This window comes from Pseudomonas sp. 05N433 (genome assembly GCF_056396925.1).
On sequence record NZ_JBFTML010000067.1, the window covers coordinates 1 to 24,930 of the forward strand.

Here is a 24,930-nt window from a genome sequence, read left to right on the forward strand (position 1 = left end):
GGGCAACACGGTGCAACATTATCAATGTCGACTTCATTGAAGAAAGCAACATCGTTTCGTATTGCCTGACCGCAAACCTGAGTAAAGCGGCCAAGCGCGCCAACTAGCGCAGAGCCATTAAAGGATTAATTCTTATGCAAGTATTTCCGTGACTGGCGATGCAGTCGCGCGCTTCTATGCTGGGTCATGARAGCCTTTCTACGCAGGCGAGCAATAGAGGTATGGCACGCAGCCACACCCTAAACGTGGACCTCGTCCCCTCCATGGAAGGGACGAGTCTACGACAAGGAACTGTCATGACCCATAACGCAGTAATCACGCTGGATAAACAAAAATGGATGAGTAATGCCCTCGACATCGATCGTATAAAACTGACTGATGTTATCTGGCCCGGCGCCCATAACGCCGGCATGGATAAACAGGCGCCTAATTATGAGGTGGTCGTCGGCAACTGGACGACATGTCAAAACGGTTCATTTGCATGGCAATTGTCCAATGGCGCACGGGCATTCGATATCCGCTTGGGCTATACCGAGGGGGCTGAGCAGTCGATTTTCTATTTCCATCACCATGGATATCAGTCACATCGGGTTCTCGATGAACTCATCAGCGCAGTTTCATCTTTCCTGGACCGAAACCCGGATGAATTCGTGGTTTTGGACTTTCATCAGCTAGGGGACGGTAACAATCGCTTTGACTATCAGAAACTCAATGAGCTTCTGGTCAGCCAACTCGGACAGCGAGTGATACCGCCCGACAACGCCACAAAAACGATCGGCGAGCTCAAGCGGATCAGTGCTCTGCGCCGGGTGATATTAGCGGCGCCCGTACGGCGGGAACTGGATGAGAATTATTTCTGGCCGCGTATTGCACACAAGTGGATCAACAAGCGGTTTACCGACACCGAGGATTTGAAAACCCATATTTCCAACACACTCAAAGACGCGCCATACGAAACATTTTTATGGTCGTTATCGGCCACCAGCTACGCGTTTCTGGGAGGGCCTCAAGACATCAAAAACCACATCAATAACTGGTTCAATCCCACCCGGGACTGGGTGACGCGCTGCAGCATCATTAATACCGACTTTTTCGATGAATCCGAAATCGTTCGTTACTGCTGGAGTGCCACCAGCATGAAAGCGGTATACGGTGATGCGTTGCATGCCCCCGCCTGAGCACAGTCGCGTTGCAAGCTGGCCTTAGGCATCCCGAAAGAGGCATGATCAAGGGGCGATAACAATCAAAGCGCCCTGACATGACCCGAACAGCCAGAGTCACCGATCCTTCCTACGAATTGATGGACGACCACAACGGGTTGTCCATCATCTATCGCCAACACGGATTCCCCTGCCCCCTGGTGCGCTGGCATTTCCACAAGGAATACGAACTGCACTTGATCATCGCCAGCTCCGGCAAGGTGTTCATCGGTGACTACATCGGTAACTTCTACCCGGAAACACTGTTCCTGACCGGCCCCAACCTGCCCCACAACTGGATCAGCCAGGTGGCCGAAGACGAAGTGGTGCCCGAGCGCGACATGCTGGTCAATTTCACTGACGAGCTGTTCGAAAGTGGCCATCAGGTATTCGCTGAACTCAAGACAATTGCGCCCTTGCTGGAGCGCGCGCAGTACGGCATCGAGTTTCGCTGCAAGCGCACCATACGCCAGGCCATGACCTTGATGCAGCGCATCGCCGACACCCAAGGCATGACCCGGCTCGGGCATTTTTTCATTCTGCTGGAGTTGCTGGCGGCGTCCGATGACTACCAGTTGCTGTCCGGTGCCACAACGCCGCAATTGGCCGATGAACACAATATCGACCGTACCAACCGGGCGGTGGATTACATCTTTGCCCATTACGCCAGGGATTTAACGCTGGAAGAGGTGGCCGAGCATCTGGGTCTGAAGCCGACCTACTTCAGCCGAGTGTTCAAACAGGCCACCGGACGCTGCTTCATCGAGTTCGTCAATCGCCTGCGCATCAGCAAATCCTGCGAGCTGCTGGCCGATGGCGACAAAACGGTGACCGATGTGTGTTTCGAGTCGGGCTTCAACAACATTTCCAACTTCAACCGGCGTTTTCAGCAACTCAAGGGCATGACGCCGTCGCACTACCGGCGGCTGGCGGTGCAACGGTTGACTGAGCAGAATCAGCACTGACTTATCCTGTACCACGGATCCCTGTAGCAGCTGCCGAAGGCTGCGTTCGGCCGCGCAGCAGTCGCAAACCCGGCCACTCCACCTCTTCTGTATCGCCGCAGCTTCGGACCCGGCGAGGGCTTCGCCCTCGAACGCAGCCTGACGGCAGCTGCTACAGCGCGGCATGCAGCGACACCAGCCCCTGACTTCCCAGTGCAAAAAAGTATCGATCACAGTGCGATGGATGATTTGTCAGCCTGTCAATTGAAGGCTGTAATCGCTGCACATTCTTCCCTCCGCAGGAAGACACAAAAACAATAACTGTCCTTCTGTAACCCCCGGGTGCAGAAAAGGAGTGCACGATGCAACCTTCGGTAAAAGCTCTGCTTGCCCTCACCTGCATGACCCTCAGCAGCGTCAGCCTCGGCGCTCAGACCCTGACCATCGCCACCGTCAACAACAGCGACATGATCCGCATGCAAAAGCTCTCGAAAACCTTCGAAGCCGAGCATCCGGACATCAAACTCAATTGGGTGGTGCTTGAAGAAAACGTCCTGCGCCAACGCCTGACCACCGACATCGCCACCCAGGGCGGGCAGTTTGATGTGTTGACCATCGGCATGTACGAAGCCGCACTCTGGGGTGCCAAGGGTTGGCTGGAACCGATGAAGGACTTGCCGGCCAACTACGCCCTCGACGACGTTTTCCCTTCGGTGCGTGAAGGTCTTTCGGTCAAGGGCTCGCTCTATGCCCTGCCGTTCTACGCTGAAAGCTCCATCACCTATTACCGCACCGACCTGTTCAAGGACGCCGGGCTGACCATGCCGGAACGCCCGACCTGGGAACAGATCGGCGAATTCGCCAGCAAACTCACCCATAAAGATAAAGAACAGTACGGCATCTGCCTGCGTGGCAAGGCTGGCTGGGGCGAAAACATGGCGCTGATCACCACTGTCGCCAACGCCTATGGCGCGCGCTGGTTCGATGAGAAATGGCAGCCGGAATTCACCGGTGCTGAGTGGAAAAATGCACTGAATTTCTACGTCGACACCATGAAAAAGTCCGGCCCGCCCGGCGCATCGAGCAACGGTTTCAATGAGAACCTGGCGCTGTTCAACAGCGGCAAATGCGCGATCTGGGTCGATGCCAGTGTGGCCGGCTCGTTCGTGACCGACAAAACCCAGAGCAAAGTCAGCGACCACGTCGGCTTTACTTACGCACCGCATCAGGTCACCGACAAAGGTTCGGCCTGGCTGTATTCGTGGGCACTGGCTATCCCCACCAGTTCCAAGGCCAAGGAAGCGGCGAAAACCTTCAGCGCCTGGGCCACGTCCAAGGAGTACGGAGCCCTGGTCGCGGAAAAAGACGGCATCGCCAACGTGCCACCAGGCACTCGCGCTTCGACCTACACCGAGGCTTACATGAATGCCGCGCCGTTCGCCAAGGTGACGCTGGAATCGCTGAAAGCCGCGGACCCGAGCCAACCGTCCCTCAAGCCCGTGCCCTACATTGGCATCCAGCTGGTGACCATTCCTGAATTCCAGGCCGTGGGCACCCAGGTCGGCAAGCTGTTCTCGGCCGCGTTGATCGGCCAGACCACGGTCGACCAGGCCCTGACCGCCGCCCAGTCAACCACCGAACGTGAGATGARGCGCGCCGGTTATCCCAAATAACCAGCGCCCCCCATGTAGGGGTCGGCTTGTGTGGCGAGGGAGCTTGCTCCCGTTCGACTGCGCAGCAGTCGCAAAGCTTTTGGGGCCGCTTCGCGACCCAGCGGGAGCAAGCTCCCTCACCACACAAGCCTCGCCCCTACAGTTGATCTTCATTTGTCTGTTCCCAATCGGTTCTGATCGCCATGAATACTTCAACCACTGTCAAAGCTCACATGGACATCCCGCAACCGGTGCGTAAAAGCCGGTTGACCAACCCCGGCTGGTTTCTGGTCAGCCCCTCGGTGGCGTTGCTGCTGCTGTGGATGATCGTGCCGTTGGGCATGACCATTTACTTTTCGATGATCCGCTACAACCTGCTCTACCCCGGCGAAAACGAATTCGTGGGGCTGGAGAACTTCAGCTACTTCCTGAGCGATTCGGGTTTCCTGCCCGGCGCCACCAATACCCTGTTGCTGGTGGGCAGTGTGTTGCTGATCAGCGTGGTGTTCGGCGTGTTGATCAGCGCTTTGCTGGAGGCCAGTGAGTTTCTCGGTCGCGGCATCGTGCGAGTGATGTTGATCTCGCCGTTCTTCATCATGCCCACCGTCGGTGCACTGATCTGGAAGAACCTGATCTTTCACCCGGTCTCGGGAATTCTCGCCTACATCTGGAAGCTGTTCGGCGCGCAGCCGGTGGACTGGCTGGCGCACTACCCGCTGCTGTCGATCATCATCATTGTGTCCTGGCAATGGTTGCCCTTCGCGATCCTGATCCTGATGACTGCCATGCAGTCCCTCGACCAGGAACAAAAGGAAGCCGCGCGCCTGGACGGTGCYGGCCCGATCGCGATTTTCTGGCACCTGACCTTGCCGCACCTGGCCCGGCCAATTGCGGTGGTGGTGATGATCGAAACCATCTTCCTGCTGTCGGTGTTCGCCGAAATCTTCACCACCACCAACGGTGGCCCCGGTTACGCCTCGACCAACCTCGCCTACCTGATCTACAACCAGGCGCTGGTGCAGTTCGACGTCGGCATGGCCTCCGCCGGTGGTTTGATCGCGGTGGTGATTGCCAACATCGCGGCCATCGTGCTGGTGCKCATGATCGGCAAAAACCTGACAGACAAAGCCTGAGGCCCGCGCCATGACTCTTCAACAATCCCGTCGTCTGCAAAGCCTGCTGCTCGGCACCCTGGCCTGGGCCATCGCGATCGTGATTTTCTTCCCGATCTTCTGGATGGTGCTGACCAGTTTCAAGACCGAAATCGACGCCTTCGCCACGCCACCGCAGTTCATCTTCACGCCGACGCTTTCGAACTACCTGCACATCAACGAGCGTAGCGATTACTTCAGCTTCGCCTGGAACTCGGTGGTGATTTCCTTCAGCGCCACCGCTTTGTGCCTGCTGATCGCGGTGCCGGCCGCCTATTCCATGGCGTTCTACGAAACCCAGCGCACCAAAGGCACGTTGCTGTGGATGCTCTCCACCAAGATGCTGCCGCCAGTGGGCGTGCTGATGCCTATCTACCTGTTGGCCAAGAGCTTTGGCCTGCTGGATACGCGAATCGCGCTGATCGTGATCTACACGCTGATCAACCTGCCGATCGTGGTCTGGATGGTTTACACCTACTTCAAAGACATCCCCAAGGACATCCTCGAAGCCGCACGCCTGGACGGCGCCACCCTGTGGCAGGAAATGGTCCGGGTGCTGCTGCCGATCGCCAAGGGTGGCTTGGCTTCCACGGTGTTGCTGTCGCTGATCCTGTGCTGGAACGAGGCGTTCTGGTCGCTGAACCTGACCTCGTCCAAAGCCGCGCCACTGACCGCACTGATCGCCTCTTACTCAAGCCCCGAAGGTTTGTTCTGGGCCAAGTTGTCGGCGGTGTCGACCCTGGCTTGCGCGCCGATACTGATCTTCGGCTGGATCAGCCAGAAACAGCTGGTCCGCGGCCTGTCGTTTGGCGCCGTGAAATAGCCCTCAAAGAATAAACATAACGGAGCGCCATCATGGCCAACCTGAAAATCAAAAATCTGCAAAAAGGCTTCGAAGGTTTTTCTATTATCAAAGGCATCGACCTGGAAGTGAACGACAAGGAATTCGTGGTGTTCGTCGGCCCGTCGGGTTGCGGCAAGTCCACCCTGCTGCGGCTGATCGCCGGCCTTGAAGAAGTCAGCGGCGGCACCATCGAGCTCGATGGCCGCGACATCACCGAAGTCAGCCCGGCCAAGCGCGACCTGGCGATGGTGTTCCAGACCTACGCCCTGTACCCGCACATGAGCGTGCGTAAAAACATGTCGTTCGCCCTCGACCTGGCCGGTGTAGCGAAAGCCGAAGTCGAGAAGAAGGTCGGCGAAGCAGCGCGCATTCTGGAGCTCGGGCCGATGCTCGAACGTAAACCGAAACAGCTGTCCGGCGGTCAGCGTCAGCGCGTAGCGATCGGCCGGGCCATCGTGCGTAACCCGAAAATTTTCCTGTTCGACGAACCGCTGTCCAACCTCGACGCCGCCCTGCGGGTGCAAATGCGCCTGGAACTGTTGCGCCTGCACAAAGAACTGCAAGCCACCATGATCTACGTGACCCACGATCAGGTCGAAGCCATGACCATGGCCGACAAAGTCGTCGTGCTCAACGGCGGCAAGATCGAGCAGGTCGGTTCGCCACTGGACCTGTATCACCAGCCGGCCAACCTGTTTGTCGCAGGTTTTCTCGGCACACCGAAAATGGGCTTCCTCAAAGGCAAAGTCACCCGTATTGAAAGCCGGGGCTGCGAAGTGCTGCTGGACGCCGGCACCCGCATCACTCTGCCGCTGAGCGCGGCCAACCTGAGCGTCGGCGGCGCGGTGACCCTGGGCATACGCCCGGAACACCTGGAGCTGGCACAACCTGGCGACTGCACGTTGCAAGTCACCGCCGATGTCAGCGAACGTTTGGGCAGCGACACCTTCTGCCATGTGCTGACGTCGTCCGGCGAAGCGTTGACCATGCGCGTTCGCGGCGATCTGGCCAGCCGTTATGGCGAAACCCTGAGCCTGCACCTGGACGCCGAGCACTGCCATTTATTCGATGCCGACGGCGTGGCGCTGACCCGTCCACTGCGCGCCGCAGCCTGATCTCAGAGAACATGCGATGAAACTGAATAAATCCAACCTCAACCGCCTCGCCCCCAAGGTGGCCCTGCCCGCCTACACCCTGAGCGACACTCGCCAGGGCATCGCGCACATTGGCGTCGGCGGTTTCCACCGCGCACATCAGGCGTACTACACCGACGCCTTGATGAACACCGGCGAAGCACTGGACTGGGCCATCTGCGGGGTCGGCCTGCGCACCGAAGACCGTCGTGCCCGGGACGATCTCAAAGAACAGGATTACCTGTTCACCTTGTTTGAACTCGGCGATACCGACGACACCGAAGTGCGAGTCATCGGCGCGATCCGCGACATGCTGCTGGCCGAAGACGGCGCCGAGGCGCTGATCGATAAACTGGCCAGCCCCGAGATCCGCATCGTCTCGCTGACCATCACCGAGGGCGGCTACTGCATCGACGACAGCAACGGCGAGTTCATGACGCATCTGCCACAGATCCAGCACGACCTGAGCAATCCGAACACGCCGAAAACCGTGTTCGGCTTCCTCTGCGCCGCGCTGGCCAAACGGCGTGCCGCCGGCACGCCCGCGTTCACGCTGATGTCCTGCGATAACCTGCCGCACAACGGCGCGGTGACCCGCAAAGCCTTGCTCGCATTCGCCGCCCTGCGCGATGCCGACCTGCGCGACTGGATCGAGCGCAACGTCAGCTTCCCCAACGCCATGGTCGACCGCATCACGCCGATGACCAGCATCCAGCATCGCCTGCAATTGCACGACAAACACAGCATTGACGACGCCTGGCCAGTGGTCTGCGAACCGTTTGTGCAGTGGGTGCTGGAAGATAAATTCGTCAACGGTCGCCCGGCCTGGGAAAAAGTCGGCGTGCAGTTCACCGACGACGTCACGCCTTACGAAGAGATGAAGATCAAACTGCTCAACGGCAGTCACCTGGCCCTGACTTATCTGGGTTTTTTGAAGGGTTACCGCTTCGTTCACGAAACCATGAACGACCCGCTGTTCGTGCGCTACATGCGCGCCTACATGGACCTGGACGTGACGCCGCAACTGGCGCCGGTGCCGGGCATCGATTTGACCGAGTACAAAAACACCCTGGTGGCGCGCTTCTCCAATCAGGCGATTGCCGATCAACTGGAGCGGGTGTGTTCGGACGGCTCATCGAAGTTTCCGAAATTCACCGTGCCGACCCTCAACCGCTTGATCGCCGACGGCCGCGAGACCAAACGTGCGGCGCTGGTGGTGGCGGCCTGGGCGCTGTACCTCAAAGGCGTGGATGAGAACGGTCAGACCTATGCAATTCCGGATCCGCGGGCGGCGTTCTGTCAGGCGCTGGTGGCCGATGATGCATTGATCACCCAGCGGCTGCTGGAGGTTGAGGAGATTTTCGGCACGGCGATTCCGCGTTCGCCAGAGTTCGTCGCGGCGTTCGAGTGGTGCTGTAACAGCTTGCGGGAAGTTGGCGTGACGCAGACGCTCGAACGAGTGCTGGCCGTCTGATTATTCCCACGCTCTGCGTGGGAATGCAGCCCGGGACGCTCCGCGTCCCATCCAGAAGCGGACGCAGAGCGTCCATTGATGCATTCCCACGCAGAACGTGGGAACAATCTTCGGTAGGGTGTTTCCATGGCAAACCAACAACTATTCCTGGGCATCGACTGCGGCACCCAAGGCACCAAAGCCGTGATCCTCGACGCACACAGCGGTCAGGTCCTCGGTCAGGGCGCTGCTGTCCACAGCCTCATCAGCGGCCCCAATGGCCGTCGCGAGCAAGACACTGCCCAGTGGCTGGAAGCCTTTACCCAGGCCACCCGTCGCGCGTTGCTCGCCGCGGATGTCGATGGTCAGGCCATCCTCGGCATCGGCGTTTCCGGCCAGCAGCATGGTCTGGTGCTGCTCGACGATCACGGCCAGGTACTGCGCCCGGCCAAGCTCTGGTGCGATACCGAATCCACCCCGGAGAATGGTCGTCTACTGGCTCATCTGGGCGGTGAAAAAGGCTCCCTGGAGCGCCTCGGCATCGTTATCGCGCCGGGCTACACCGTGTCCAAGCTGCTCTGGACCAAAGAACAACACCCGGAAATTTTCGCCCGCATCGCCCGTATCCTGCTGCCCCATGACTACCTCAACTATTGGCTCACCGGTCGCAGTTGCAGCGAGTACGGCGATGCGTCGGGCACCGGCTATTTCAACGTACGTACGCGCCAGTGGGACTTGCAACTGCTGCGCGACATCGACCCCAGCGGGCGCCTGCAAGCCGCGCTCCCGGAGCTGATCGATGCCCACCAGCCGGTCGGTACGATCCTGCCGGGCATCGCCGAGCATCTGGGCATCAACCCCAAGGCCCTGGTCTCCAGCGGCGGTGGCGACAACATGATGGGCGCGATCGGCACCGGCAACATCAAGCCCGGCGCGATCACCATGAGCCTCGGCTCTTCGGGGACGGTCTACGCCTATGCCGAGCAGGCGCACGTCAGTCCGGACGCCTCGGTGGCGACGTTCTGTTCCTCCAGCGGCGGCTGGCTGCCGCTGATTTGCACCATGAACCTGACCAATGCCACCGGCGCGATTCGCGAGTTGTTCGAACTGGATATCGAGCAGTTCAACGCCTTGGTCGAACACGCGCCGATTGGTGCTGAAGGCGTGTRCATGCTGCCGTTCCTCAATGGCGAACGCGTTCCCGCCCTGCCCCATGCCAGCGGCAGCCTGCTGGGGTTGACCATGACCAACCTGACCCGGGCCAACCTGTGCCGCGCCGTGGTGGAAGGCACCACCTTCGGTTTGCGTTACGGGCTGGACCTGCTGCGCCACAATGGCTTACAAAGCCGCAGCATCTGCCTGACCGGCGGCGGCTCGAAGAGCCCGGTGTGGCGGCAAATCGTCGCCGACATCATGAATACGCCAGTGATTTGTACCGAACAGAGCGAGGCCGCGGCGCTTGGCGCAGCGATTCAGGCGGCGTGGTGCAAGTCTTGGGCAAACGGCCACGAAGACAGCCTGGCGGACTTGTGCGAGCGCTGCGTGAAGCTCGACCTGGCCAGTGAAACCCTGCCGATTGCAGAAAATGTACAGGCCTGTCAGCAGGCCTACGAACGCTATCAACAGCATGTCGCAACCCTTTAAAGAGCGAGCAACTATGTATCTGGTGTGTGGTGAAGCGCTATTCGATTTCTTCAGCGAAGACGATGCCAGCGGCCTGGCATCCAAAGTGAATTTCAAGGCAATTGCCGGCGGCTCGCCGTTCAACGTTGCAGTGGGGTTGCGCCGCTTGGGCGTGGATGCCGCGCTGTTTGCCGGACTGTCGACCGACTACCTCGGCCGCCGCTTGCAGCAAGTGCTGCAGGATGAAGGCGTGCGCCCGGATTACCTCGTGGACTTCGCCGCGCCGACCACGCTGGCGATGGTCGCGGTCGGTGCCAATGGCTCACCCCACTACAGCTTTCGCGGCGAAGGCTGCGCGGATCGGCAGTTGAGCCTTGCGCATCTGCCGCAACTGGGGCCTGAAGTGCGCGGCTTGCACATCGGCTCGTTCTCGCTGGTGGTGCAACCGGTTGCCGATACCTTGCTGGCGCTGGTGCAGCGCGAAAGTGGCAAACGCCTGATCAGCCTCGACCCGAACGTGCGCCTGAATCCCGAGCCGAACATCGAGTTGTGGCGTTCACGGATCGCCACCCTGGTGGAGCTTGCCGACCTGATCAAGGTCAGCGACGAAGATTTGAGCCTGTTGTATCCCGAGCAGGATCCGCAGCGCGTGATCGAAGGCTGGCTGGAGCATCGTTGTCAGTTGGTGTTCCTGACCCGTGGCGGTCAGGGGGCGACAGTGTTCAGCCGGGCTCATGGCACATGGTCGGTGCCGGCCTGTTCGGTGAAGATTGCCGACACCGTTGGGGCTGGCGATACCTTCCAGGCGGCGCTGATTACCTGGCTGACCGAGCAGCAGCTGGATTCGGTTGCGGGTGTGCAGCGGCTGAGCCGTGAGCAGATTGACGGGATGCTCAGGTTTGCGGTGAGCGCCGCCGCGTTGACCTGCAGCAAGACCGGGCCGGATTTGCCGTATCGGCGGCAGTTGAGCTGAAATACACACCCCATACCTCCTCTACTATGGCAGGTCCTGATTTCAGGGCCTGCCGCAGGACTTGAATAAAAGACAGCTTGCATATCTTTCTTCATTGAGCGCTACATCTTTTCTCCCATTATATTTTTTAGATATAGTCTTATTGCAATTTAAAAAATAAAACCCGTACAAAAGATAAGCGGTCATTGACAGCTTTATATTTTTTATGCCCGAGAAAATTTATAGCGATTTATACTTGCAACTATTCCAAAAAATAATCATATGCAGCCAACTACAACCAGTTAGTTACTTGACCGCTACATGCCTTCAACTAGTATCTTTTCCACGCACGGCGCAGGTAAGGACAATTGCTGTGCGAATCCTTATACCACCACAACAGGAAAAGGAACTCCAACATGGAAAGTGTCGCTATCTCAGCTGCCCAAATTAACTGGAACGGCGGACAACGCATTACGCTCACCGCAGGTGATACAGCCACCTGTACCGCGCTTAGCCCAGGCCAGCTGTATGGGATCTTTATCTACAACTCCGCGCAAAATGACAACAACTCGACTGTCTCCGTGAACTGGAGCAACAGCCAGCCGCCCGTACCGATCACGGTACCTGGCACCACGGCCAATGCAGGCCTGGCATCGTTGGGTTTTGTCTCGGGCACCGATACTCAAACCGTTTCGGTCTCACTGTCCAGCAACGCCGGTAAATCACAGGTCGAAATCTGGCTGGGAAGTGTCAGCATGCCGACCAACACATCGGGGCTCAGCAACTATCCGCTGCCGGCCGATGGTGAGCAGCATCCGTTCAACAAGTACACCCGCTACTATGCGGTCCCTCCATCGAAATGGATGAACCTGACGATCACCAGCACCATTACACAGTTCCTCTCTTGCCAGTTCCGTGAGGCGCAAGCGACCGTGTTCGTCGTCAATGAGACGTCGAACGGCCTGCTCTCCGGCCAGGTCACCACGATCGGGCCTACTGCAAGTGAAGTTGGGGCCGTCAAGATCAGTTACTCGCAGATTCAGAGTATTTCCAATAATCTGCAAGGCGACGGTACGCAGTGGGTCTGGATGGATGCTGACAGCCAGCAAAACTCTCAGAGCGCGACCATTTCCCTGCAATCGCTTTGAATTTATTGGCTGAGTCATAAACGAAGGCCCCATCTGTGGGGCCTTCTTTTTTATATGGCGTAGCGGTCAATTGCCTCGAAAAGTGCCTGTATTCATCGTGCAAAACCTCAGCTATAGGGGAAAGCCCTACAAGCGTCAGGCCCCTGACCTACGGCATTTTCGCCTTGAACATGGCCATTTAATACTGCACCATCCGCCCCCTGCTTTTTCAAAGGACGGAATTCAAGGCATGCTGGACGCAAACGCAATCCATATCTCCCTCACCCTCGAAGGCGTTTCCGTCGACCTTCAGGTGCTCAGCTTCATCGGCCGCGAGGCCCTCAACCAGCCGTTCTGTTTCGACATCGAACTGGTCAGCACCCGCCCCGACCTGAAACTCGAAGAGCTGCTGCACAAGCCCGGTTGTCTGACCTTCGGCGCCACCGGCCAAGGCAAAATCCACGGACTGGTGTACCGCATCGAGCAAGGCGATTCCGGCAAGAGCCTGACCCGCTACAGCATCAGCCTGGTGCCGCAACTGGCTTACCTGCGCCACAACCACGACCAACAGATTTTCCAGCACCTCAGCGTGCCGAAGATCATCGCCCAGGTCCTCGAGGCCCGCGGCATTCTGGCCGACGCCTACAGCTTCCAGCTCGGCGCGATCTACCCGGAGCGCGTGTACTGCGTGCAGTACGACGAATCCGACCTGCATTTCATCCAGCGCCTGTGCGAAGAGGAAGGCATCCATTTCCACTTCCAGCACTCGACCAGCGGCCACAAACTGGTGTTCGGCGATGACCAGACGGTGTTCCGCAAGCTGGCGCCAGTGAGCTACCAGCAGGACTCCGGCATGGCCGCCGAAAAACCGGTGATCAAGCGCTTCAACCTGCGCCTGGAAACCCGCACTACCCGCGTCAGCCGCCGCGACTACGACTTCGAAAAACCCCGGCTGCTGCCGGAAAGCGCGGCCAAAAGCGCGTTCGCCCCGGACCTCGAAGACTACGACTACCCCGGCCGTTTCACCGACCGCGCGCGCGGCAAGCAACTGGCAACCCGTGCCCTCGAGCGCCATCGCAGCGACTACCAACTGGCCGAAGGCAAAGGCGAYGAACCGACCCTGGTCAGCGGCCACTTCCTGGCCCTCAGCGAACACCCGCGCGCCGAATGGAACGACCTGTGGCTGCTGCTGGAAATCGTCCACGAGGGCAAACAGCCGCAAGTGCTCGGCGAGAACACCACCAGCGACGTCACCGACAACAAGGACGACTTCCACCAGGGCTACCGCAACCGCTTCCTCGCCACCCCGTGGGACGCGCACTTCCGCCCGGCCCTGGAACACCCGAAACCGCAAGTGCTGGGCAGCCAGACCGCCATCGTCACCGGCCCGCCGGGGGAAGAAATCCACTGCGATGAATACGGCAGGGTCAAGGTGCAATTCCACTGGGACCGCGACGGCCAGGCCGACGACAAGACCAGCTGCTGGCTACGCGTCGCCAGCGGCTGGGCCGGCAACGCCTACGGCGGCATCGCCATCCCACGAGTCGGCATGGAAGTGCTCGTCACCTTCCTCGAGGGCGACCCCGACCAACCGCTGATCACAGGCTGCCTGTACCACAAGGAAAACGTCGTCCCCTACGACCTGCCGGCGAACAAGACCCGCAGCACCTTCAAAACCCTCAGCTCGCCGGGCGGCAAGGGCTACAACGAGTTTCGCATCGAAGACAAGAAAGGCGCGGAACAGATCTACCTGCACGCCCAGCGCGACTGGGATGAAAACATCGAGCACGACCAGAAAATCCGCGTCGGCAATGAACGGCATGACACGATCGAAGCCAACGTGTTCAGCGAGTTCAAGGTGGAAGAGCACCGGATTACCCATCTGGACCGCAAGACCGAAGCACGGGCGGATGATCACCTCACCGTGGGCGTGACCCAGCACGTGAAGATCGGCACGGCGCAGTTTGTCGAGGCGGGTCAGGAGATTCATTACCACGCCGGGGAGAAGGTGGTGGTCGAGGGTGGCATGGAGCTGACGGCCAAGGCTGGCGGGAGCTTTGTGAAGATTGATGCGGGGGGTGTGACGATCAGTGGGGCTGAGGTGAAGGTCAACTCGGGTGGCGCTCCCGGCGCGGGCACGGGGATTCAGATTCTCGACCCCGTCATCCCCTGGGCCGCCGCCAAAGACAAGGCCGGTGCCCTGCTCGTCCCGGCCGCCGTGCAAATGGCCATGGCCAAAGCCGCCCGAGCTGCCGGCGACATCCGCTGCCCGATTTGCGAAGCCTGCCGTGAAGGCAAATGTGATTTGGGGGCAACAGCATGAGCGACGCACTGAACAACTGGCTTGGCGAACAAGCAAAACTCAATCGCGTCCTGATCCTGGCCCTCGACAGCCTCGCCGAACCGAACCCCGTCACCTCGCTCTACAGCGCAGGCCTGATGCAGCGCTCGGTGCAACTCTATCGACGCACCCAATACGCCGAGTTCGCCGCCATCAGCCCGTGGCTGACCGAACTGCACAACCCCGGCGCCGATGCCTTTCGCCAACTGCTGGACGACCCACAGCGCAACTGGGGCTGGATCGGCAGCATGGACAAGGCCGACCTCGACGGCTTGACCCAACACTGGCAAGCGCGAATGGTGATTGAGGAAGACGGCGAACGCTCGTTGTTCCGTTTTCAGGACAATCGCGTGATTGCTCGCTGCCTCGCCAACCTGAGCGAGGCCGAACGCCCCTTGCTGCTGGGCCCGATCAGCAGCGTGCTGTATTGGGACAAGGAGCAGTGGAAAAGCGCGGATAACGCCAGGCCCGGCACGTACCCGGTGCCAAACCCCGCGCCGTGGATGCGAATTCCAAACTCGCCGGAACGTACGCGCAGTATCTTGCGCGAAAATCTTAAGCGCTGGTTGCTGGTGTACCACATCGAGGCCGCCGCCAAACTCTCCGAAACCCGCAACGTCCGCGAATGGCTGGAAGAACAGATGGACCTGCTTGAGGCCTGGCAATGGAACACGCCGGAACAGCGCGAGTTCATGCTCAGCCTCAGACTTGATCCCAAGTGCGCGGACGATGTGGCTTGGCAGCCGCTGCCGGGTGAGACGCCAGAGCAACATTTTGCGCGGTGTCAGCGGGTGTTTGATGCGCAGCTGGGTCAGTCAGAGCGTGGGTGAGGTGGAGGTGTCTGACGCAACCTTTTCGGGACGTTTGCTTTGGTTGTTCGCTGTTGCGGGTGTCATGGCGGTTTCTGGTTGTTCGGTTAGGTCTGCTGACAGTTTTACGCTGGTGACGGAATTGCCGCCGGGGTTCAAATTTAAAGGTGAAGCCTCCTACGTTCCTCGCACGGGGGAAAGCTGTACAGTCCCGGTTCGGGAAGGAAGAAACTATCCAGGAAAAAAAAATTTTAAACAAGAGCTTAGTAACGAAGCGCAAACAGCATACTTTGAAGTCCCACTGTACAGTAACGAAGGTGGCTGCCCCTTGGTACTTTATAACTTCGGATATCAGGTTGACGCGAAGTACGGTGCTGATCGGCTCGATTTAGGCAGGGCGTTCACGGGGATTTCCTTTCGGGATGGATCTGCAGAAGCCCCAAGCCCTCCCCCTGTCTTGGTATTACAAAAGAGGTGCGAATGGTTGTTTCGCACTGCAGGGCCTGATCGTTACATTGTTAAGATTCTGAAATGTAAATCTGTGGAATCGCTGGATCAGGCAAGTGACTCAGATGTAAAAGGTCCTATGCAACGTGCTCAGTTTGCGAGAAAAACGATAAAAGTCGTCTTTTCAATTGCGAAGGAAGAAACCCCATATATGGGAGATACATGGGTTAAATTCCCCGAAGGCTGGAAGCGGTGCATGGGGAAAAACCTTGCAGACGCTTATGCGTTTTGTCGCGGTAACACTACCGACTTCAAGCCCTTTAAAATGCCGGATGGGCGTGATTGCACCATCTACCCAAACTGCACTGAACAAGGACAATAAAATGTTTTCTCGAGACTTTTTCACTGGGCTTGTTCGAGCTGCGGCCATCGGCTTGGGGACGCTCGGGGCTACAGGATGTTCAGTCGCACAACAGGATAGCTTCACGCTGGTAACCGAATTGCCACCTGGTTTCAGCATTAAAGGCGAAGCATCCTATGTACCTCGTACGGGAGAGAGTTGCACAGTGCCTCCCCGAAAAGGCAGAAATTATCCAGGCTTAAAGTTCTTTGAACAGGAGCTAAGTAACAGTGCACAAACGGCGCATTTCGAAGTCCCACTGAGCAGCAAGGAAGGTGGTTGCCCTTTGGTACTGGATAGTTTTGACTATGAGGTAGACGCAAAGTATGGAGCTGCCCGCCTCGATCTAGGCAGGGATCATACGGGTATTGCCTTCCAGGATGGAACCGTAGACAGTCATACCTCTCCCTCCCCCATGGTATTACAGAAGCAGTGCGAATGGTTTTTTCGCACGGTTGGGCCTGACCGTTTCATCGTTAAAATTCTGAAGTGTAAATCGGTGGCAACTCCCGAACAGGCAAACGGTTCAGTGGCAAAAGGTCCCTTGCAACGTGCTCAGTTGGCTGGAAAGACGCTAAAAGTAGTTTTCGCTATTTCAAGCGAGGAGAAACCGGCCGTAGGTGATAACTGGGTGAAGTTTCCAGCTGGCTGGAAACGCTGCATGGGTGACAGTCTTGAAGATCCCTACGCATTCTGCGGAGACAATAAAACAAACTTTAAATCTTTCAAAATGCCAGATGGGCGCGACTGCACCGTCTATCCGGCTTGTACCGAATAAGGAAATTCACACATGCCGACAAAAAAACCAGTGCAACCACTACTGACTGACACTAAACAAGCCTGCCCACTCAGGGGCACTTGGGTTAGTTTTCAACTGGTGGATGAGTCAGGGAATGGTAAACCTTATGCGGGTTTAGCTTACAAACTTGTGGACAGTACCGAACAATCTCATGAAGGAATTTTAGATTCTGAAGGCTCTGCCAAAGTTTGTGACACTTACGAAGGGCCCGTAGTCCTCACCGTTGATAGTGCCTATAAAGGAGACGAAAAGGACTATAAATGGTTAATGACACGACTAAGCTATCCGCTAAAAATTACCGAATTACAGGTGCGGGCCGAAAAAACCCGCTTCCTGCGCAAGGACGGTCTGCGAGTTGAAAACAACCCTGCAAAAGCAAAAGCAGACCAGTTCTTTCATGTCGAAGTGAGAGATCTGGTTGAGAAATCCGCTCATCTTCCTCCCCTTTCAAAAAGCGCGCATCCGCCAAACTACAACCTCCTTAACGTAATGGGTGACCTCGGATTTGGTCCGGAGAAACCAGAATTACGGGGCGTTGTTCTTCTTCCAGACAAACACACTGTTCTTGAAGTGCGTCCGCTACGGGCTTTCCGCCCCATGCTATCGAAAGACAAAACGTTCAGCGCCTTGAACTTGTATCAACTGTCTTTACTTGCCAGCTTGAGTTACAGCAACTTTGGTCAAGAACCAGCCGAAAAGCCTTTCGACACTGTATCGTTCCCATTGGAACCGAGCGTCGGATACATGTTTGGCAACAGCCTTGCCAGCTTCAGAGAAACTTGGAAAGTCAATAAAGACCAAACAACTGCTTATTATCCGCTTTATGAAGATGTACCTTATTCGAAGCGTTTCGAGATCCTGCCATTCGACTCGACACTGTATGACCAAAACAAAGCTGATTTAGGCGATAAACAAGAGCACCCCGCCAAACTACACTTCTTCGATGATGGCAAAGTCAAGGGCGGCAGTGATACCCAAGCGTTCATCACTCACCACGACGAAGTCATACTGATCGCCGTCCGAGGAACCTTGGAAAGTGCGGATTTCTTGCGAGACACCGATGCAGAGCAAGTCCCATTCGAGGACGGCGTTGGTAAAGCACACCAAGGCTTTTACGAAGCCTATCAGGCAATGAGTAAGTTTGTTCTGACCTACCTCGATCAATTCTACGTAGATCAGAAGGTCATTATTTGTGGTCACAGCCTTGGTGGAGCCATTGCAACTTTGCTCGCAGAAGCGCTGAGACGTAAGAGTAAAAAATACGACGTCCTTCTCTACACCTACGGCTCCCCAAGAGCCGGCGACGCTGACTTCGTCAACGGCGCGGCAGAGTTGGCCCATCACCGCATGGTTAACAACAACGACCCGATCCCAAGTGTTCCCGCGCCCTGGATGAACACTCGCAAAAGTATCTGGGTGCCCGGCGTAATCATCAGTTTTGTCACCGCCCCTTTAGGCGCACTTATTTTCGCCATAGGCCTGTCGCGAACCGGCGGTTCGCCATATGAGCACCATGGTAATTTGCACCACTTCATGCCCGTCCACTTTAAAGGACGTGAGCAATCCGCCGTTCTCTGGGATCCAGGTTGCGACTCCATCGAAGAGGCCGCCTGCACCAAGGCATTGAAAAAGTTCGATGACTTGCCCGACCGTGCCGCTTTTGTGAAGCAACTGTTCCACATGAGCGATCACTTCATGGTGCCCTCCTACATTCCGTACGCCTGGGCAACATTGCGCCGCTGGCAGCAAACCCAGGAAAGCGGAACCACGGTGGTGACCAAGACTGAGTACGATCAGGTCTACTACCAACTGCAAGAAATGCAGGACCGTTTGAAGACGAAGGAAGCTGAACTGAACAACTCCTTCCAATACGATCGTCAGGCAAACCAGCGAGAAGCGAGTCTACTGAGAGCGGAAATAGGTCGGTTGAATACCGCCCGGCAACGGCTGCACGCCTTGAGCTTCCTTAAACTGACGCCCGAAGACATTTACGGCTCTGCCACTCAGGCGCCGGAACATAAAAACAACGTCGATCGCTGGATGGCGAAAAAAGAAAACACTGTTGAGGTCCAGCTCGCGATGATTCCTCAGGCAAGCAGCAGTGAACTGAGGACGGCTTAGTTTTCAGAAGGGCAATGACTCGGTGTATCCCGCAAACAAGCCAGCGACCATAAGGGGCTGGCTTGTTTGTCATGCTGTGGCGTCAGACCGGCGCTTTCCACCCCATCATCCGCTGCTGCGCAACCTGCAGCAGGTCGTAACCATCCTGAGTCAGTAAATAAAGCGCATGGGTAATGTGCGGGATGTCCTGAACATCACCGTGCTTGAAGCATAGGCAGTGGAGTGTTTCAAGTAGCTGGCTGGAGGCTCGGATGCGCTGGAGGGCGGATTCGAGGATGTCTTGGGGATTGGCTTCTGTGTCGATCACCAAGGGATTTGAGTCGGTAAGGCCACTTTTGATTGAACGGTAACGATCGGGAAACGGATTTATCGTTGGCATAGTAATTACTCGAGTATTAGTTAGTAATCGCCAGCACCGTGACCAAACGATGGGAGGCGGCTGTGTACAGGCTTGGTCAACCGCTAACACTCAAAACGGCTCGCCCGAAAGCGTCCTGCACACAGCCACCATTGCAACGCACTACGAGACATAGAAGTCCGCAGAGCGAATGATGGCACATATATGTGCAGTGTTAGTCAGGTGACCAAACCTGTTCGCTGATTTTGCAGCGACGCCAAACAGTAAACGCTGGCAGCCGGCCGGCGAAAGACGACAAAGCAACCACGCCTGTAGGAACACGCCGAAGCTCCCGCAGCTTTTTTCCTGCATGAAACATCCGCCAGAACCCTCCTCACAGATAACATTATTCACTTAAGCCGCAATGCGATCTGTAGCAGCTGTCGAAGCCTGCGTTCGGCCGTAGCAGCTGTCGAGCCTGCGAGGCTGCTGCTACAAGGAATGCGTTGCGGCTGAAATTGCTTAAGTGAACAGCATTACCTTACGACAGGCGGCATCCAGCCCGGTTAACCATCGCTTAACCCCATGGTCCAAAACTTTACTGGACCGCACTCCCTCAGCACCCTCTGACGCCCAGTGCGGCAGGTTCGACGCTCTTGCATCGAACTGGCTTCCCCTCTGCACTGGAGACCCATCATGAACATGCGAACACTGCTGATGACCACCGCCCTCGCCTGCACCGCTTTCGCCGGTTTCGCTCAGGCCAACGACACGTCGTCCTCTCAGGCCGTGCCTTATCACTACGGCATGCCGCTGAATGTGGGCAAGGTCATTTCCATGACCGAACCGTCGACGCTGGACTGCGAAGTGGTCACGGCGGACATGAAGTACATCGATAGCACCTCGGGCAAGCCTGCGGAAATTACCTATCGAAAACTTTCTGACGCGTGCAGTTATCAGAGCTGACAGACGATTCTGATTCGGCACTTGGCGGTAGGCCTGAGGGGATTCTGACGCTATGCTTTGGCGTCCCCTCTACCGCCGAAAGGATTCGCCATGCCGTTCTCGTTTCGCACGCTTTCAACGTTCACCGCCGCGCTTTGCTTTCTGCTGGCGCTGGTGTGGGGTTTGATGCCGCAATGGTTGCTGGCGATCTGGAGTATCGAGTATTCACCCGCAGCGGGGTTTGTGGCCAGGCGCAGTGCGGTGCTGTTCGGTGCGCTTGGGGTGATGTTTTATCTCGTGCGGCAGGCACCGCCMTCGGCGGCGAGAAGTGCGATATGCAGCGGCTTTATGGTTGGCTGTYTCGGCTTGGCAGCGCTGGGCTTCGGCGAATGGCTCAATGGTCATGCCGGGCCGGGTATCTTACTGGCGATCCTGGTGGAATTGGCACTGGGTCTGGGGTTTATCCAGACCCGGCGCGTGTCGCTCGAATTGGGTGAAACAGTCGGCTAATGAGCTTTCGACTTAGTGCTGGGCAAATGGCTATGGGTCTTGTGCTCAAGGTCGGTGCGTAACTCGGCGATCAGATGATTAATCTCCCGACATCCGTTGAGGCGATGGGCGTCTATGCCGGTGACGCACAGGTCGAGATGGTCAGTCTCGTTGTCCGAATACACCTTGACGGTCATCGACAGATCCGGAGATAGCGTGCATTGGCAGCGTTTCGGAAGAAAACTGCTTTCAACGATATTGCGTAGTTCCAAGGCAGAAAGAAACATGGCCACCCTCTCGGTATTGTGAGATTGCCAATCGAAAAYCAATTGTCGGTCGGAGCTCAGATCACCCGTTCTTTTCTTCCTTGCGGGCTTCATCGTTCCAACGTCCGACCGTTTTTTTGTTTCAGCGCTGACTCAACGGGACCGTGGTCAGCTCAAGACAGCTTCAGCATAAAACATGCCCGGAATTTCGCCCTGCGGCTCGTCGGCAAATCAAGGTTTTAGAGAAGATGGCAACACATTGCGTCATGCAAAATGCAAGAAAGGTCAGTTTTCAATACCTGCATTTTGCAACCCATCTCTGATGGCGGGTTTGCATTGACCGAGGACGGCAGTGAGAATGCGGCCATCTGTTCAGTATCCGCTGACCCCACGCACACGCAAGGAGGCATTATGGGTGCTTTGCCCTTTAATACGACCGTCGGGCTGATAGTTACCGTTCTGTCGTCCGTTGCCCAGGCCGCGACACTCGAAGACGTCGCGCCGTATCCCAAACCAGAGAGCGGCTTTACCCGCCAGGTCATTCATCTCGCCCCGCAAAAACAGGAAGACGCCTACCAGGTCGAAATTCTGGCCGGCAAGACCCTGACCGTCGACTGCAACCGTCAGCGTCTAGGCGGCATGCTTGAGGAAAAGAACCTCGAAGGCTGGGGCTACCCGTTTTACCGGCTGGAAAAAGTCACCGGCCCGATGAGCACCCTGATGGCCTGTCCTGACGGCAAGCACAAACAGGACTTCGTGCCGGTGGTCGGTGACGGTTTCAAGCTGCGCTACAACAGCAAACTGCCGATCGTGCTCTACGTGCCCAGTGATATCGAAGTGCGCTACCGGATCTGGTCGGCGTCGAGCCGCGTCGAGAACGCCGTTCAGGAATAACTGGTCCATCCCTCACGCCGGGGCGCCGCTCAATGCGGCGCGCTCGGCCACATGACGCAAGCTGTCGAAGTTGATATTCGCACCGGAGTCGATGGCCGCCAGGGTCTGCCCTCGGGTGCCGGTTTTCGCCACGTACTGCTTGATGCCCGCCACGGCCAGGGCGCCGGAAGGTTCGGTGATCGAGCGGGTATCGTCGTAAATATTCTTGATCGCGGCGCAGAGTTCGTCGTTGCTGACGGTCAGCACTTCATCGACGCAGAACCGGCAGACCTCGAAACCATGCGCGCCGATCTGAGCGACGGCCACACCATCGGCGAAGGTGCCAACGGTCGGCAGCACAACCCGTTCGCCGACCTGTAAGGCCGCCTGCAAACAGGCGGAATGTTCCGATTCGACACCGATGATCCGCACTTCCGGGCGCAGGTATTTGACGTACGCGGCGATACCGGCGATCAAGCCACCGCCGCCCACCGGCACAAAGATCACATCCAGCGGCCCTTGGTGCTGACGAAGGATCTCCATGCCGACGGTGCCCTGCCCGGCGATCACGTCCGGGTCGTCGAAGGGCGAGACAAAGGTGCGGCCGGTTTGCTGTGCCAGGTCCAGCGCATAGGCCAGGGCAAACGGAAAACTTTCGCCGTGCAGCACCGCATCGGCGCCCCGGCTGCGCACACCCAGCACCTTTAATTCCGGCGTTGTGCAGGGCATGACGATAGTGGCGGCAATCCCCAACTCGCGAGCCGCCAACGCTACGCCTTGGGCATGATTGCCTGCCGATGCGGTGATCACGCCCCGAGCCTTCTGTTCATCGCTCAGGTTCACCAGCTTGTTGTAAGCACCACGGATCTTGAAGGAAAAAGTCGGTTGCAAGTCTTCGCGCTTGAGCAGGATCTGATTACCCAACGCCTCGGACAAGGCCGGTGCCGCTTGCAGCGGCGTGCGCACGGCGAGTTCGTAGACCGGCGCGGCGAGGATCTTTTTCACGTAATGCTCAAGCAAACTCTGCTGGGCGGGGGTGCTGTTCATGGTCGTCTCCTGACGTTGATCGGAGCCCAAGAGACAGAAACTAAAAACCCGCCTCTAGGGCGGGTTGGGTGCTGCAGTCGTGAGCTAGCCCGCCAAATAAGGAATGGCGGTAATAATGCTTGGCTGGCAGCGCAATACGGTGGAAGTCATGGCTGGAAATTAGCCGGACGCTGATGGCAAGTCAATGGCCAAATTTCAACAAGCTCGGTAGGTTGAGGCCACTCACCAAGCCTGACCACGGCGTTTGAGCTCCAGCCGCCGGACGAACTCTTCCAGCACCAGCGTGTACAGATCGTCCTGCAGGTACGCGTCTTCGATGCCGGCGTCGATGTTCGGGTTGTCGTTGACTTCGATCACCACCACTTTGTCGCCGGACTGTTTGAGGTCGACGCCATAGAGTCCGTCGCCAATGAGATTCGCGGTTTTCACCGCCAGTTCAACCACTGCTCGCGGCGCTTCGTGAACCGCCAGGGTGCGGCATTCGCCGTTGATGTCCTGGCCTTTGGCCTTATGGTTGTAGATCTGCCAGTGGCCCTTGGACATAAAGTACTGGCAGGCAAAAATTGGTTTGCGGTTGAGCACACCAATGCGCCAGTCGTACTCGGTGTAGAAGAATTCCTGAGCCAGCAGCAACACCGAGTGTTCGAACAGTTCGGCGGTGGCCTTGAGCAAGGCTTGCTGGCTTTCGACCTTGATGACGCCCCTTGAGAAACAGCCGTCGGGGATTTTCAACACCAAAGGAAACCCCAGACGCTCGCCTACCCGCTCAAAGTCTTCCGGTCGCTCCTTGTAGAGGATTTCAGTGGCCGGCATGCCCAGTTGATGGCTCTTGAGCAAGTCAGTCAGGTAAACCTTGTTGGTACAGCGCAGGATCGACGCCGGATCGTCCATCACCACCAGGCCTTCACTCTCGGCTTTTTTCGCGAAACGATAGGTGTGGTTGTCGACGCTTGTCGTCTCGCGTATCAGCAGCCCGTCGTATTCGGCGATTCGGGCGTAGTCTTTGCGTTCGATCAGCTCAACGTCGATGCCCAGCATCTTGCCGACCCTGACAAAGTTGTCCAGAGCCTTGGGGTTGGAGGGCGGCAATGCTTCTTGCGGGTCGTGCAGAATGGCCAAGTCATAACGGGCCAAGCGCCGAGAGCGTGGCAGGCGCCAGATCTTGCGACTGAAACTATCTAGCGCGTTTGCAAACTGATCTTCCTGATCTTCACGCAACTTATGCAGGGTGCCGAACTTTACACCTTCGATGTGCCAACCGTTAGTTCGACGAAATTCAACTAACAATATCGGACAAGGGAAAACCTCGAATAACTGTCGAGCCAATTCCTGTAATGGCTCGATGGAGGTCTGGCCGAAGTACAGGGTCAAGGTGAAACCTTCGGTATCGCTGTAAACATGATGACTTAAGGCTTTTTCCAGGGTTTTATCCAGATCGTCCAAGGCCAGGCCATACAGAGACTTTCGGGTCAGCTCGCTGATGGTCCGCACCGACGGAATCACCTTGTGCCCCCGCGCTTCGGCCAACAGCGAGCAGTAATAACCGTGCCCGAGGTACTTGTAACTGCGGCACAGGTTGATCACCTGAACCCGTTTGCCCTGCTCGTTGTTACGGGTCTGTTCGAGGTATTCCTGGGCGGTGACGATGTCTTCACTGGGAAAGTATGAGGCCCAGTCTTCCTTGCGTTCGACGATTATCATCAACGGACTGGAAGTTCTGATCGAGGCATTTAAATAGTTTGCAGAAGTTATTGCCGTCGGCAACGTTTGTTCGGATACTTCGCGCCAATGACCTTGTACCGCTGACATAGTGATTGATCCGTTGGAGAACAAGACCTTTCCTATTAAGCACGAACTTTTTCGAAAGTCCCGTTTCGTTACGCAACTTTTACGGCGGTCATATGAATCCTGTTTTTCGCCTGGCGGTCATTGAAGACCTTCCAGCACTGCTGGCACTCGAACAGCAATGCTTCACCAC

General features: G+C 57.2%; 21 protein-coding genes and 2 pseudogenes. 19 read left to right on the plus strand and 4 right to left on the minus strand.

From position 1 onward, the window contains the following. The 16 genes and pseudogenes from AC1DIS_RS26080 to AC1DIS_RS26155 all read left to right on the plus strand — a co-directional run. A pseudogene (locus AC1DIS_RS26080) lies at positions 1–107 on the plus strand (phospholipase); the annotation flags it as partial. Between the two features lie 189 nt (positions 108–296). After that, positions 297–1,178 (plus strand): phosphatidylinositol-specific phospholipase C domain-containing protein, encoded by an 882-nt coding sequence (locus AC1DIS_RS26085; protein ID WP_477743045.1) that lies wholly within the window; start codon positions 297–299, stop codon positions 1,176–1,178. 80 nt (positions 1,179–1,258) lie between these two features. Continuing rightward, positions 1,259–2,164, plus strand: coding sequence for an AraC family transcriptional regulator (locus tag AC1DIS_RS26090; protein ID WP_018926036.1), 906 nt, complete (start codon positions 1,259–1,261; stop codon positions 2,162–2,164). A gap of 341 nt (positions 2,165–2,505) precedes the next feature. Beyond that, entirely contained in the window at positions 2,506–3,816 is a 1,311-nt protein-coding gene (locus tag AC1DIS_RS26095) for an ABC transporter substrate-binding protein (protein ID WP_477781170.1), read from the plus strand. A gap of 182 nt (positions 3,817–3,998) precedes the next feature. Then, positions 3,999–4,928 carry a carbohydrate ABC transporter permease gene (locus tag AC1DIS_RS26100; RefSeq protein WP_477781171.1) on the plus strand — a complete coding sequence of 310 codons (930 nt, stop codon included), beginning with the start codon at positions 3,999–4,001 and terminating at the stop codon, positions 4,926–4,928. 10 nt (positions 4,929–4,938) lie between these two features. After that, positions 4,939–5,769: a carbohydrate ABC transporter permease gene (locus AC1DIS_RS26105; protein ID WP_064618055.1), complete on the plus strand. Its 831-nt coding sequence runs from the start codon at positions 4,939–4,941 to the stop codon at positions 5,767–5,769. Between the two features lie 32 nt (positions 5,770–5,801). After that, positions 5,802–6,905: an ABC transporter ATP-binding protein gene (locus AC1DIS_RS26110; RefSeq protein ID WP_138867613.1), complete on the plus strand. Its 1,104-nt coding sequence runs from the start codon at positions 5,802–5,804 to the stop codon at positions 6,903–6,905. Between the two features lie 16 nt (positions 6,906–6,921). Beyond that, on the plus strand, positions 6,922–8,397 hold the full coding sequence (locus AC1DIS_RS26115; protein ID WP_477743044.1) for a mannitol dehydrogenase family protein: 1,476 nt from the start codon (positions 6,922–6,924) through the stop codon (positions 8,395–8,397). 126 nt (positions 8,398–8,523) lie between these two features. Next, positions 8,524–10,020, plus strand: a complete 1,497-nt coding sequence (gene xylB / locus AC1DIS_RS26120; protein WP_477781172.1) for a xylulokinase — start codon at positions 8,524–8,526, stop codon at positions 10,018–10,020. A gap of 13 nt (positions 10,021–10,033) precedes the next feature. Then, positions 10,034–10,972, plus strand: coding sequence for a carbohydrate kinase family protein (locus tag AC1DIS_RS26125; protein WP_064618063.1), 939 nt, complete (start codon positions 10,034–10,036; stop codon positions 10,970–10,972). Between the two features lie 395 nt (positions 10,973–11,367). Next, the gene (locus AC1DIS_RS26130) at positions 11,368–12,099 is read left to right on the plus strand and encodes a hypothetical protein (RefSeq protein WP_018926045.1); all 732 of its coding nucleotides are present in this window, start codon (positions 11,368–11,370) and stop codon (positions 12,097–12,099) included. Positions 12,100–12,328: 229 nt separating this feature from the next. Beyond that, complete coding sequence (locus AC1DIS_RS26135; protein ID WP_477743042.1) at positions 12,329–14,401, plus strand: type VI secretion system Vgr family protein; 2,073 nt, start codon at positions 12,329–12,331, stop codon at positions 14,399–14,401. After that, on the plus strand, positions 14,398–15,249 hold the full coding sequence (locus AC1DIS_RS26140) for a DUF4123 domain-containing protein (RefSeq protein WP_477743041.1): 852 nt from the start codon (positions 14,398–14,400) through the stop codon (positions 15,247–15,249). The genes AC1DIS_RS26135 and AC1DIS_RS26140 overlap by 4 nt, the downstream gene beginning before the upstream one ends. Further along, entirely contained in the window at positions 15,218–16,057 is an 840-nt protein-coding gene (locus tag AC1DIS_RS26145) for a hypothetical protein (protein ID WP_477743040.1), read from the plus strand. The genes AC1DIS_RS26140 and AC1DIS_RS26145 overlap by 32 nt, the downstream gene beginning before the upstream one ends. A 1-nt stretch (position 16,058) precedes the next feature. Then, positions 16,059–16,853: a hypothetical protein gene (locus AC1DIS_RS26150; protein ID WP_477743039.1), complete on the plus strand. Its 795-nt coding sequence runs from the start codon at positions 16,059–16,061 to the stop codon at positions 16,851–16,853. Positions 16,854–16,865: 12 nt separating this feature from the next. After that, positions 16,866–18,995 (plus strand): lipase family protein, encoded by a 2,130-nt coding sequence (locus tag AC1DIS_RS26155; RefSeq protein WP_477743038.1) that lies wholly within the window; start codon positions 16,866–16,868, stop codon positions 18,993–18,995. Between the two features lie 82 nt (positions 18,996–19,077). Here the strand turns inward: AC1DIS_RS26155 and AC1DIS_RS26160 are convergent, their stop codons facing one another. Further along, a complete protein-coding gene (locus tag AC1DIS_RS26160; protein WP_477743037.1) occupies positions 19,078–19,374 on the minus strand; it encodes a hypothetical protein in 297 nt (98 codons plus the stop codon). Positions 19,375–20,028: 654 nt separating this feature from the next. Here AC1DIS_RS26160 and AC1DIS_RS26165 point away from each other — a divergent pair. Next, a complete protein-coding gene (locus AC1DIS_RS26165) occupies positions 20,029–20,298 on the plus strand; it encodes a DUF2790 domain-containing protein (RefSeq protein ID WP_018926051.1) in 270 nt (89 codons plus the stop codon). A 90-nt stretch (positions 20,299–20,388) separates the two neighbouring features. After that, positions 20,389–20,787: a hypothetical protein gene (locus AC1DIS_RS26170; protein WP_477781173.1), complete on the plus strand. Its 399-nt coding sequence runs from the start codon at positions 20,389–20,391 to the stop codon at positions 20,785–20,787. Here the strand turns inward: AC1DIS_RS26170 and AC1DIS_RS26175 are convergent. Beyond that, positions 20,784–21,053, minus strand: coding sequence for a DUF1652 domain-containing protein (locus AC1DIS_RS26175; RefSeq protein WP_026286409.1), 270 nt, complete (start codon positions 21,051–21,053; stop codon positions 20,784–20,786). The genes AC1DIS_RS26170 and AC1DIS_RS26175 overlap by 4 nt on opposite strands. A 390-nt stretch (positions 21,054–21,443) precedes the next feature. Between AC1DIS_RS26175 and eco the strand changes: the two genes are divergently transcribed. Further along, positions 21,444–21,926, plus strand: a complete 483-nt coding sequence (gene eco / locus AC1DIS_RS26180) for a serine protease inhibitor ecotin (protein ID WP_477743036.1) — start codon at positions 21,444–21,446, stop codon at positions 21,924–21,926. Between the two features lie 30 nt (positions 21,927–21,956). Here eco and ilvA read toward each other — a convergent pair. Beyond that, a pseudogene (gene ilvA, locus AC1DIS_RS26185) lies at positions 21,957–22,952 on the minus strand (threonine ammonia-lyase, biosynthetic); the annotation flags it as partial. 222 nt (positions 22,953–23,174) lie between these two features. Continuing rightward, positions 23,175–24,653, minus strand: coding sequence for a RimK family protein (locus AC1DIS_RS26190; protein WP_173861192.1), 1,479 nt, complete (start codon positions 24,651–24,653; stop codon positions 23,175–23,177). Between the last annotated feature and the right edge of the window lie 277 nt (positions 24,654–24,930).

Excerpts from the sequence above, each read along its gene's own strand:
- AC1DIS_RS26085 (WP_477743045.1), top strand. The coding sequence starts at position 297 with ATGACCCATAACGCAGTAATCACGCTGGATAAACAAAAATGGATGAGT.
- AC1DIS_RS26090 (WP_018926036.1), top strand. The coding sequence starts at position 1,259 with ATGACCCGAACAGCCAGAGTCACCGATCCTTCCTACGAATTGATGGAC.
- AC1DIS_RS26105 (WP_064618055.1), top strand. The coding sequence starts at position 4,939 with ATGACTCTTCAACAATCCCGTCGTCTGCAAAGCCTGCTGCTCGGCACC.
- AC1DIS_RS26110 (WP_138867613.1), top strand. The coding sequence starts at position 5,802 with ATGGCCAACCTGAAAATCAAAAATCTGCAAAAAGGCTTCGAAGGTTTT.
- AC1DIS_RS26115 (WP_477743044.1), top strand. The coding sequence starts at position 6,922 with ATGAAACTGAATAAATCCAACCTCAACCGCCTCGCCCCCAAGGTGGCC.
- AC1DIS_RS26125 (WP_064618063.1), top strand. The coding sequence starts at position 10,034 with ATGTATCTGGTGTGTGGTGAAGCGCTATTCGATTTCTTCAGCGAAGAC.
- AC1DIS_RS26130 (WP_018926045.1), top strand. The coding sequence starts at position 11,368 with ATGGAAAGTGTCGCTATCTCAGCTGCCCAAATTAACTGGAACGGCGGA.
- AC1DIS_RS26140 (WP_477743041.1), top strand. The coding sequence starts at position 14,398 with ATGAGCGACGCACTGAACAACTGGCTTGGCGAACAAGCAAAACTCAAT.
- AC1DIS_RS26145 (WP_477743040.1), top strand. The coding sequence starts at position 15,218 with ATGCGCAGCTGGGTCAGTCAGAGCGTGGGTGAGGTGGAGGTGTCTGAC.
- AC1DIS_RS26150 (WP_477743039.1), top strand. The coding sequence starts at position 16,059 with ATGTTTTCTCGAGACTTTTTCACTGGGCTTGTTCGAGCTGCGGCCATC.
- AC1DIS_RS26155 (WP_477743038.1), top strand. The coding sequence starts at position 16,866 with ATGCCGACAAAAAAACCAGTGCAACCACTACTGACTGACACTAAACAA.
- AC1DIS_RS26160 (WP_477743037.1), bottom strand. The coding sequence starts at position 19,374 with ATGCCAACGATAAATCCGTTTCCCGATCGTTACCGTTCAATCAAAAGT.
- AC1DIS_RS26165 (WP_018926051.1), top strand. The coding sequence starts at position 20,029 with ATGAACATGCGAACACTGCTGATGACCACCGCCCTCGCCTGCACCGCT.
- AC1DIS_RS26175 (WP_026286409.1), bottom strand. The coding sequence starts at position 21,053 with ATGTTTCTTTCTGCCTTGGAACTACGCAATATCGTTGAAAGCAGTTTT.
- eco (WP_477743036.1), top strand. The coding sequence starts at position 21,444 with ATGGGTGCTTTGCCCTTTAATACGACCGTCGGGCTGATAGTTACCGTT.
- AC1DIS_RS26190 (WP_173861192.1), bottom strand. The coding sequence starts at position 24,653 with ATGATAATCGTCGAACGCAAGGAAGACTGGGCCTCATACTTTCCCAGT.